We start from the raw sequence: 10000 nt of genomic DNA on the forward strand, positions 1-10000 counted from the left end.
AAATAGTGCTGAATTGTATGAATCAGGATGGTGTGCGCCAGGGTTACGATTTAACTCAGTTACAACTGATGCGAAACTCCTGCAAAGTGCCGCTGATCGCCAGTGGTGGCGCAGGAGCTATGCAGCATTTTGCCGATGTATTTGAGCAAGCCGATGTAGACGGCGCTTTAGCCGCTTCGGTGTTCCACAAAGGCATCATCCCCATCCCAGAACTCAAAACCTTTTTATTAGAACGTAAGCTGGAGATCAGGCCATGAAACTGAATTTAACCAACCTGGACCAGCTGGATTTCAGCAAAGGCGATGGCTTGTTGCCAGTCATAGTACAACACGCCCGCTCCGGTAAAGTGCTGATGCAGGGGTTTGCCAACAAAGAAGCACTGCAAAAAAGCCTGGAAAGCGGCGATGTGACTTTTTTTAGCCGCAGTAAAAACCGCTTATGGACCAAAGGCGAAAGCTCAGGCCATACGCTGAAATTACGAAGCATGGCCGCCGATTGCGATCAGGACAGTATTCTGGCTTTAGCACTACCAATTGGCCCCACTTGTCATGTCGGCACCGAAAGTTGCTGGCATGCCGAAGACGCCAACCAGCCAGACCTGGCCTTTTTAGACCAGTTAGAACAAGTGATCCATAGTCGTTATGGCGCAGATCCAAGCTCCAGCTACACAGCCTCTTTATTTGCCAAAGGCGTCAAACGCATCGCGCAAAAAGTCGGTGAAGAAGGGGTAGAAACCGCTTTGGCAGCCACAGTAGGCGATCGTGAAGAGCTGAAAAACGAAGCAGCAGATTTGATTTATCACTTGCTGGTATTGCTGAAAAGTCAGGATCTGGCTTTGCATGATGTACTTGAGGTGCTAAGACAGCGGCATCAGGCCAAGGCGGAATAACGCCTCTCACACGCTCTGACAGCAGCCGGCTGCCAGAGCGTCGCAGCCGCTGTTCACCTGTCTTTGTAGTCTTGATTGGCCTTGTAAGCCTCCACTTCCAATGGCGAATCGTCATAGCCATAAACAGCTAAATCGGAAAAATGTTGTGTTACCACAGCTTCTAAACTGGAGCGCTCAATTTGTAACACATGCACCAACTCATGAGCCAGCTTTGGTGTAGTCAATTCGTAGCCGATTCGGACATAGATGGAATAACCAAAAACCTGTGCGTTATTCACTATGCCTTCACCAATAAAGCCTAAAGCTTCACCAACCACCCTGAGCAGCCAGTTGTCATGTGGAAATGGCACCTGATCGACATACACCAGCCTGACTTTTTCCGGATGTCTGATACCAATCTCCTTGGCAATAGCTAATTGCGCTGCATTCAGTACTTGCCCCTCTTTAACACCTTTTGCCTCAGTAGCTACAGCCCAGTCTATATATTGAGGCAAAACCAGTGCCGAGACGATTTTTTGGTGGAAAACTATAACTCCAGCACATAGCGCTAAAATTAAAATTATAGTTATTTTTAATATTTTCATTTAGTTAGATCCAATCCGTTACTTATAATAGTGCCACGGAAAGCGCTGAGTATATACAGAACACCTCGCTCAACGCAGCTCCATTTGTTCCCACATCTCCAGCTTTTGCTGTTTCGCCATTTGTTGTGCCTGAGTCAACAGCTTGGCAGCCAGCTCTGTCTGACCCAAAGCTTTTAAGGCATCACTTTTTTGTTTTAAGCCGTCCGCTGAATACGTGATATCAGCCTGAGCTAATAAATCCAGCGCTTGTTGTGGCTGCTTTAGCTTGTTGTACATTTTGGCAAATTGAATGCTGACTTCATTAAAAGAAGCAGGTTGCTGCTGTTTCAGCAAAGCTAAAAACTTTGGCATTTCATCCACTTGTTCAGTACCAACAAAAAATTTGCCTAAGGTATAGGCCTGCAGCCAATCAATTTGATAGGTGCCAAACTGCTGCTGTTGTTTGAGCAGGAATAACTTAAACACAGCTTCTGCGCCCTTTAACTCCCGCATTTGTGCAGCGTCAGTAAAATAATCTGCATATAAATAACTTAAGCCAGCGTATAAAGCCGGTAAGGCGGTGCTGTAATGGGTTTCGTCCGGGAATTGTCGGTAGTTCCAACTCAGCGAGGTCTTATCTGCTTTTTTCAGTGTTGCAACTAACTCTGTCACGCCCATACCCTGCTCATTGGCCAGAGACAAAAATAGCTTTTTGTTGCTGTTTTTGTCTGTCAGAAAGGCTTCAAACTTTTTCTGAAAACTATAATCGTCAAACCAAAGGCTGGCACTCATGGCTAAATAAGCCTGAAACGGGCTGTCTTTTTGGATCAGTTCATACAAAGTGTATAAAGCTCCAAGTGAATAGCCTGCCAAAATGCGCTCTGGACTGGTTCTATAGGCTTTGTCTATCAGGGGGATAAGTTCGGCATTGAAAAATATACGCATAGGCTCAATGCCGCCATAAGCTTGCGCCCCTTCACCTTGTATCTGCCAGGTGGTGGCTTTGACATAATCATCAGGCCCTTCAGTAGCAACCCCAACCACGATCAAAGGTGGAATTTTTCCCATTTGAGTCAAGTTTTTTACTATTGCTGCCACGTGGAAAAACTGAAAATCAGCATCTACTACATACAACACCGGATAATGCCGGTCAGGTTCAGCCTGATAACGGCTGGGCAAAGACACTGAATAACGACGTTGTTGTTTTAAAATGGCAGATGACAGTGTAAAGCTCTCTCCTACAGCTATCACGTCCGCTTTCAACTGGGCTGAAGTAGAGCAGAAACAAAACAGCATCCACAGCAACGGCAATTTTTTGTAAATCATTATGTTAAGCCTTTTATCCTGCTGAAAACTCAGGCAGCATAAGGGCAATTTTACAGTCTGGCAACATCAGAGACGGAGTCAGTTTTATGAAATATAAAATTAAACAAAAGATATTCAGCCTGACCGACAGCTTTACCATTGAAGATGAAAAAGGCAACGAAGCTTTTAGTGCTAAGGGCAAGTTTTTCAGTATCTCCAGCAGCCAGACCCTGTTTGACAGCCGTGGTGTTGAGCTTTTAAAAATCAAACGTAAATACCTGACCATCATGCCGGCCTGCCGGTTGCTCTGCGCCGATGGCAGCGAGTGGCTTATCCGCAAATGTTTTTGGCCTTTCTGGACCAGCCGTTTTACCGTGACAGGGCCTGCAGGTGAGCTGGAAATGCACGGCAATTTATGGCAACACGAATACAAGATCAGTCAAAACGGCAAGGTATTGGCTGAAGTATCAAAATCCTGGTTCAGTTGGTCCGATACTTATGGTGTCGACATTTACGAGCCTAAACTAACAGCACAGTTGTTGGCCGCTGTAATAGTGATAGACAGAATTCAGCACTCAGGCAAAAACTCTGTGGTTGATGATGATTAAAAAAAGCGCCGGTAACGGCGCTTTTTTTGTGCTTACTCCTGATATCAAAGGGGTAAATATTTGTTTAAAAAGCTATCTATAGCTTCAAAAGTTTGTTTGCGGTGGGGCAAGTAATCCAAATGATGGGTGCAATCCTCAATCTCAAGATAAGTAAAAACCTTATTTTCGTCAGCCAGTTGTTCTGCCATCATCCGGCTTTGTTGGACCGAGACGCTGCGATCTTCAGTACCATGTATCAACAACACTGGTACTTTAATTTTGTCGACCATATTCAATGGTGAATTCTGATCCAATAGCTCGTTGTCCTCCCCCATCTGTTTTTTTGCCAGATTGTAATTGGTGTACTTCCGATAACTGTATCGTTGCTCACGTAAATCGGAAATACCGGCAAAGCTAATAGAACATTGGTACAAATCAGGGGTGCGGGCCGCGCCTAACAAAGCGGCATAACCACCATAGCTGGCCCCCATTATACAAATACGTTTTGGATCAGCGATCTTTTGCTCAATCAGATAGTGAGTGCCATCTGTAATGTCGTCCTGCATAGCCATACCATACTGACCTAAGGCCTGAGTTAAAAACTGATGCCCATAACCACTGGAGCCACGAAAGTTAGGTTGAAATACGCTATAACCTTTGTTCACCAGATAAGCTGAAAAAGTGTCAAAACTATTGGAGTCACGTGAGAAAGGTCCGCCATGAGGCAATACCACCATAGGACCAGGTCCTTTTTTGCCTTTGGGCACGGACAAGTAACCTTCAATAGTCAGGCCATCACGGGCCTTATAGTTGATTTTTTCTTTGTGAACTAAATTCTCTTCGTTTAATCCAGGATGAGTTTCGGCCAGTGGTAATAAGGAGTTTTCATCCCGGTAACCAAGCAAATAAACTCCTGGTGTTGTGGCATTGCTAGAAAACACCAGATAAGTACGGTCGCTTGAACTTAAGTTAGTGATGTAATTCACTGTATCAGGTAAAGCTTTGTCCAGACCCGCCTGAAAGGCTTTAAATTCCTCGTCCCAAAACAAACTACCGGAGCTTTCATCACTGAAATAAATACCCACGGGTTCATCACGGGCAGCGGAGTAAATCAATGAACCTGAGATGTCGTAGTTTGGATGGCTAAGGATCAGCTGACGAGGTAAATCTGCTTTGCTGATATCCACTTTAAATACAGCTAAGCGACCTTCATGGTTAGCTGAAATGTACATATCTTTTGGATCTTTACCAAAACCAAGGATAGAAACTGCCTGTTCAGAAAATGCCGGCCAGCGCCAGGCGTCAAGCCAATCACTCTGGCCCGGGCGTAATATTCGTATCGAAGACTCTGTAGTTTTTTCATCATAATTTACGCTGGCTCTGATTTGCCCTTGTCTGTCGACCAGCCAGGACGTCACATTCGACTTGTATCTTTGAACTACTCTGGTTTTCCCCGTTTTTACATTGACCTGATATACAGTGTCATGACCCGCCATTTCTTTATCTAGTCCAAGCAAAAAATGATCATCATCCGGGAAACGCATTTTAATCACATCGTCCTGAAACTGACTCTGATGCTCGCCTTCTCTTGGAGCTTTCACCATAGGAACCAGCTCAGCACCAGCTTTTGCTTCGATAGAAAACAAACGGGTTTCATTGGTTTTTATACCTAAGCCGCGCACATCACCGTATCTGAAGCTGGCTAACAGATGAGTATCATTTGCCCAGCGCACCCAGGCGAAGCGGAATTTTTTATTGTCAGTTTTTGCCAGATAAATCGACTCTCCAGAGGTTAAGTCTATCAGCTGGATTAAGGTATCTTCTTTGATATTTTTCAGAGCGACAAGACGTTTTCCGTTGGGCGACAACTTCAATTGTTCAATACGCTCGCCCTGATAAAACATCTCAAGGGGTAACACTGCCCCCTGGCTTTGTTGTGCAACAGCCGGGGATAAAGGCAAGGCACAACAGGCCAGGATCAGACCAACAAAGATATGATGCATACAGAGTCCATTCAGCAAAACAAAAAATTAACGTTAGAAACAATTTAACTAAATATAAGCAGGGGAGCAATACGGCATAGGAAGTTTGGGTGGCGACCTCACCAGCCGGCATCCCGGCACATACGTTATCCGCTTTGGCTGCTTCCTTCCGGACCTGACCAGGTGAACGAATTAGTATTGCGGGAGGACCGATGAGGCCACCATTGAAGGTACCAGTCAAACTGGTGCGCGCATTATGCTGAAAAGCTTTTAGCTGTGCAAGAAATTAAGCGTTTTCCGGATATTTTGCGGTCATTTGCTGAAAAAACAAGCGCATCTGCTGCAGATCGTCGGTGAAATTTTCACCAGCATTAAAGCAAGGACCAAACACCAGTTGTCTGCTGCTGTAATCAAGTCCTATTAAACAAATAGGGACCTGGGCCTGTTTTGCAATAAACCAGAAACCTGACCGCCAGTTTTCGACCTTTTTGCGGCTTCCTTCAGGTGACAGTCCGAGCAACAAGCTGTCAGATTGCTGAAATTCAGCGACCACTTGTCCCACTACACCATGGGGATGACTGCGATCGACTGCTATCCCGCCTAAAGATTGCAAAAGTCCTTTGACTGGCCAGACAAAAATACTGTGTTTGCCGAGGAAACGGATCTTCAGATCCAAAGCAAGAGCTGCCGCTATTCCAACAAAAAAATCCTGATTTGAAGTGTGAGGAGCAACAGCTATGACCATTTTTTTGTGTTCAGGCAACGAACCTGTAATAGTCCAGCCGCCCAGTAACTTTAATAAACACAGCCCGAGCTTCTGACCCAGGCTACTGTGGCGACGTGGCAGAGTTGCAGGAATAGCCGGCAAATCAGACATTAAGGTTGCGCCAGTACAAGTTGATGAGCCTCTAAGACTCTCTTCAGACGTTTTTGATTATCTGGTCCTAACCTGATCATCTGGCGTTGCGCTAATGGCAGAGCTTCAGTTTCGGCATCAGCATAAGTGTAATACACATTAGGGCGGGCTAATTCCATTGGTGGCGCAATTTCCGGCGCAGCTAACAGCACTTTGATCGCCTCCTGCAAACGGACACGGAATTGGGCGTCCGGGTAACCTAATTCAGAATAAGCTTGTTGCATCAATGGATAGTAATATTCAAACAAACGTTTTACTTCAGTGACAGACACACTTTCCAATAATTGCAGATAAGGCTCATAACGTTCAAAGTTGGCAGGATCCAACTGCACGCCGCCTGTATCTGAAGGCAAAGTGGCAAACTTTACTGTCATTGGCTGAAACAACGGCTGACTTTTTGGCAAAGTCCCTTGAGCAATGTTATCCACATTCACTACAAAACGGCGGATCATATCTTCAGTCACAAAAAGTGACGCCAAACCGGCTTTCCAGCGTAATCCTAATAAACCAGCTTTAACTTCAGCATCCGAGTTATCCAGACTAGGTAACTTCACTGTTGGTTCAACAGCCACAGCATCATCCAGCGGAGTCTCCTGCAATGGCGTTTCGTCTTGTGCCTGCACAGTTAAACTATCGACTGGCTCCTGATCTGCTGTTAACACATCAGCCGGAGCAGGTTGTTGTACCGTAGGTACTGGAGTTGGTGTAGTTTCCGGGATCACTGCTTCATCTGATCGAAAGAAAAACCAGACGATGGCAATCAGGGTCAGAGCCACTACAGCCAAACCTATGTAATATTGTTGCTGGCCTGTGCCAGGAGCCTTCTCGGTCATTGCTTTATTTCCTTTCGCTGATTCAGATGACTGATATTAAGCCGTTGAAAAACAGACTATAGCGTTGCATTTATTTTGCTTTTCAGCAATATATATCCAGAGAGTCTCTAAAGAGTTAAGAAGTTTCAGTGTCCGACCGGGAAAACGCAAAAAAAACCGATAAAAAAATAGCACTGCTATTAACTGGTGGTGGCGCCAGAGCCGCTTATCAGGTTGGAGTGCTGAAAGCTTTGGCTCAACATTATCCTCGCAACAGTAAAATACCTTTTGAAATTGTCTGCGGCACCTCAGCTGGAGCAATCAATGCAACGGGCATCGCCTGCTACGCCTCCTGCTTTCATCTGGGCGTAAAAAAAATTGAATGGGTTTGGCGAAATTTTCATACCCATCAGGTGTATTATTCAGATTACCTGCGTTTAGGCTGGCATTTGTTGCGAGGCTTTTTAAGTGCCTTTCAGGCCGGCTATGCCAATAAAAGACCCGTCAGTTTGCTGGACAATAAACCTCTGCGCTTATTGCTGCAAAATATTGTTGATTTGCAGCGCATAGACCGCAACATCCAGGGCGGCTATTTATCCAGTGTCTCTGTCACAGCATCCAGCTACAACACGGGTGACTCCATCACATTTTTTCAGAGTAACGAAGCCAAAGAATGGCGCAGAGCCAAACGCTGTGGTCAAAAGACCTTGTTAGGCATTCACCATCTATTAGCCTCTGCCGCCATTCCACTGGTCTTTCCTTCTGTGCGTATTCACCAGCATTATTACGGCGATGGCTCTGTTAACCAGCTGTCGCCTTTGAGCTCTCCTATACATTTGGGAGCAGATAAAATTCTGATCATAGGTCTGGAGCAACCCAGAGCTCATGATTTAACCAACGCTATGCCCCATCACCCGGGTTTGGCGACCGTTGCAGGCCATTTGCTCGATACTATTTTTTCTGACACGCTCAATTCAGATATAGAGCGAATGAACAGGATCAACAAGACGGTAGATACACTAAATGCCCATCAGATCCCTACTGATTTAAAGAAGGTTGAAAGTTTCTTAATTAACCCCAGTGTCAATTTTAATGAAATTGCCAGCCAGCATTTTTTGCAGCTCCCTATGGCGGTACGCAGTTTGCTGCGTTTAACAGGTATAACCCAACATTCAGAATCAAGCTTAACCAGTTACCTGCTTTTTGAAAAATCTTACACTAAGCGGCTGATTGAAGTTGGTTATCAGGATGCTATGCAACAAATGCCGCAATTGTTGGACTTTTTAAGGCCTTAAGGGCAATTTTTAGCCAGTTGTTCGCGTCAAAAACTCGTCAACCTAAGCTGCATAATTGAAAAAATCAATAATATCATCCACTTAATTAATTGGCATAATACCTGCAAATCCTGGTTATCTTAGGTGTAGTCCGGAGTAGCGGTGGTGGAATTATTTGGCTTACAAGAAATGACCTTAAATGGCACCAGTTACGCTGGTATCACCAGTCAGCCACATTGGTCTGGCTTGTCTGGCGATCCGGCAACTTTGCCAGAACAACTACAAACCAGTCTGGATCTGGCCGATCAGCTGCAGATTTACTCAATGGCCGCTGGCAAAGTTTTGCCTCTGCGTTCAATTCAGCTGCAAACCGCAGTAGGAAAATATTTGGCGCCAGGTTCAGAGCAAGGCAGTTTTGAACATCGCAGCGTGCTGATGCTCAACGATCAATGTCTGGCTGAGCTTTGTTACCAGTCAGAACAAGCTTTTACTCCAATGGTCCAGCATCAACTCTGGCAACTGGAACGGCAATGGTTATACCCACTACGCAATACGTTGGTAGTGGTGCGTTTGCAACAATTGGCATTAAAAGACAGTCTGACTGACTTAGGCAACAGACGTAATTTTGACGACCAGTTTGAACGTACAGTACAACTGGCAAACAGACGGCAGGAAGCCTGCGCTTTAATACTGCTGGATTTGGATAATTTTAAACAGACTAATGACAACTACGGTCACCCTGCAGGGGACGATGTGTTGATTGCGGTTGCGGAAGCTATGCGCCAGACCTTAAGAGCAAGCGATTGCTTGTTCCGTTTTGGTGGAGACGAATTTGCAGTGTTATTGTCGGCTGAAGATGCTTTGTCAGCGGAGTTGGTTGCCCATCGTCTGGTAAAAGCTATTAATCAGCACCATGTCTGTAATCAGTTTGCCGTCACCGCCAGTGCGGGTTTGGCTCAGCTCGCGCCGAACCAAAAATCATCGTTGCTGTTCAGCCGTGCCGACGAAGCTCTGGCTCAGGCAAAACAGGCAGGTAAAAATGCGGTCAAAGTTGCGTTGTTAAATCAAGCCTGACACATTGAGATCAAAGCTAACTGGCAAAGATTTTAGTCGTCGTGCATTAGGGCTAAAGGACAGAAGATCCACAAGCCCTTTTTTTTATCTGTAATTTTGCTTTAACTCTTTTGCCAATCGATATAAGCATTGGCTTGTTCTGCTGTTGCATTAGAGGCTAAACCCAATACAGCGACGACCTGATTGTTTTGCACCAGCACAGGTAAATGCCCTCTTTGCCAGGGCGGGATAGACCATAACTTCAGCCACTGTTTTAATTCTTTGCTATGCCGTTGCCCTTGAGGCTTAAAGGGCAAACTTAAAAGTCCAAATACCAGATATACTGCTGCGTCCGTTAATAATACTGGCGTGCCTTTGTTATCACTGTTTAGCAGGAATTGCCCACTACTGGTATCCAGCTGTTGTCCTGGTGTTAATTCACGCCAAACTCCAGCCTGCGGCGCATCTGTCAGTTGGGTGATATAAGCTTTGCCGGCAAAACGGCGGATTTGATAGCCATCCAGTTCAAGCAAAGGCTGGGCATCGGCTTTTGCTTCAGTCAACTCAGTAAAAAATCGCTCCAGCCAGTCCGTGGATGGATTAAGCCCTGTTAAAGCTA

General features: G+C 45.4%; 11 protein-coding genes and 1 other RNA gene. 5 read left to right on the forward strand and 7 right to left on the reverse strand.

Going from position 1 to position 10000, the window contains the following annotated elements:
* Together LDL40_RS17350 and hisIE are read left to right on the forward strand one after the other, a co-directional pair.
* A partial coding sequence (locus tag LDL40_RS17350) for a HisA/HisF-related TIM barrel protein (protein WP_300996719.1) occupies positions 1-257 on the forward strand: 257 nt, incomplete at its 5' end.
* On the forward strand, positions 254-889 hold the full coding sequence (gene hisIE, locus LDL40_RS17355) for a bifunctional phosphoribosyl-AMP cyclohydrolase/phosphoribosyl-ATP diphosphatase HisIE (RefSeq protein ID WP_300996720.1): 636 nt from the start codon (positions 254-256) through the stop codon (positions 887-889). The genes LDL40_RS17350 and hisIE, both read left to right, overlap by 4 nt.
* A 53-nt stretch (positions 890-942) precedes the next feature.
* Here the strand turns inward: hisIE and LDL40_RS17360 are convergent, their stop codons facing one another.
* Positions 943-1383, reverse strand: coding sequence for a hypothetical protein (locus LDL40_RS17360; protein ID WP_300996722.1), 441 nt, complete (start codon positions 1381-1383; stop codon positions 943-945).
* Between the two features lie 159 nt (positions 1384-1542).
* Positions 1543-2778 (reverse strand): alpha/beta hydrolase-fold protein, encoded by a 1236-nt coding sequence (locus LDL40_RS17365; protein WP_300996723.1) that lies wholly within the window; start codon positions 2776-2778, stop codon positions 1543-1545.
* An 86-nt stretch (positions 2779-2864) separates the two neighbouring features.
* On the opposite strand from LDL40_RS17365, the gene LDL40_RS17370 reads away from it, so the two are divergent.
* Positions 2865-3365, forward strand: a complete 501-nt coding sequence (locus LDL40_RS17370; RefSeq protein WP_300996724.1) for an LURP-one-related family protein — start codon at positions 2865-2867, stop codon at positions 3363-3365.
* A gap of 44 nt (positions 3366-3409) precedes the next feature.
* Here LDL40_RS17370 and LDL40_RS17375 read toward each other — a convergent pair whose 3' ends face one another.
* The 4 genes from LDL40_RS17375 to LDL40_RS17390 form a co-directional block, all read right to left on the reverse strand.
* Positions 3410-5347: a S9 family peptidase gene (locus LDL40_RS17375; RefSeq protein WP_300996726.1), complete on the reverse strand. Its 1938-nt coding sequence runs from the start codon at positions 5345-5347 to the stop codon at positions 3410-3412.
* A 96-nt stretch (positions 5348-5443) separates the two neighbouring features.
* An RNA gene (gene ffs / locus LDL40_RS17380) (signal recognition particle sRNA small type) lies at positions 5444-5541 on the reverse strand.
* A 71-nt stretch (positions 5542-5612) separates the two neighbouring features.
* Positions 5613-6203 carry a 1-acyl-sn-glycerol-3-phosphate acyltransferase gene (locus LDL40_RS17385; protein ID WP_300996728.1) on the reverse strand — a complete coding sequence of 197 codons (591 nt, stop codon included), beginning with the start codon at positions 6201-6203 and terminating at the stop codon, positions 5613-5615.
* The gene (locus LDL40_RS17390) at positions 6203-7075 is read right to left on the reverse strand and encodes a DUF3014 domain-containing protein (RefSeq protein ID WP_300996729.1); all 873 of its coding nucleotides are present in this window, start codon (positions 7073-7075) and stop codon (positions 6203-6205) included. Before LDL40_RS17390 ends, LDL40_RS17385 begins: the two co-directional genes overlap by 1 nt.
* A 128-nt stretch (positions 7076-7203) precedes the next feature.
* On the opposite strand from LDL40_RS17390, the gene LDL40_RS17395 reads away from it, so the two are divergent.
* Positions 7204-8349, forward strand: coding sequence for a patatin-like phospholipase family protein (locus tag LDL40_RS17395; RefSeq protein WP_300996730.1), 1146 nt, complete (start codon positions 7204-7206; stop codon positions 8347-8349).
* Between the two features lie 141 nt (positions 8350-8490).
* Positions 8491-9402 (forward strand): GGDEF domain-containing protein, encoded by a 912-nt coding sequence (locus tag LDL40_RS17400; protein ID WP_300996731.1) that lies wholly within the window; start codon positions 8491-8493, stop codon positions 9400-9402.
* A 101-nt stretch (positions 9403-9503) separates the two neighbouring features.
* Here the strand turns inward: LDL40_RS17400 and tilS are convergent.
* Positions 9504-10000: tRNA lysidine(34) synthetase TilS (gene tilS, locus LDL40_RS17405; protein ID WP_300996732.1), on the reverse strand; the 497-nt coding region annotated here is incomplete at its 5' end.

Source organism: Rheinheimera sp., from assembly GCF_020217005.1.
Taxonomy (GTDB): Bacteria; Pseudomonadota; Gammaproteobacteria; order Enterobacterales; family Alteromonadaceae; genus Pararheinheimera.

Bases quoted from the DNA above. Each gene is read 5' to 3' on its own strand.
- LDL40_RS17375 (WP_300996726.1), bottom strand. From the start codon at position 5,347: ATGCATCATATCTTTGTTGGTCTGATCCTGGCCTGTTGTGCCTTGCCT.
- LDL40_RS17370 (WP_300996724.1), top strand. From the start codon at position 2,865: ATGAAATATAAAATTAAACAAAAGATATTCAGCCTGACCGACAGCTTT.
- LDL40_RS17390 (WP_300996729.1), bottom strand. From the start codon at position 7,075: ATGACCGAGAAGGCTCCTGGCACAGGCCAGCAACAATATTACATAGGT.
- hisIE (WP_300996720.1), top strand. From the start codon at position 254: ATGAAACTGAATTTAACCAACCTGGACCAGCTGGATTTCAGCAAAGGC.
- LDL40_RS17385 (WP_300996728.1), bottom strand. From the start codon at position 6,203: ATGTCTGATTTGCCGGCTATTCCTGCAACTCTGCCACGTCGCCACAGT.
- LDL40_RS17365 (WP_300996723.1), bottom strand. From the start codon at position 2,778: ATGATTTACAAAAAATTGCCGTTGCTGTGGATGCTGTTTTGTTTCTGC.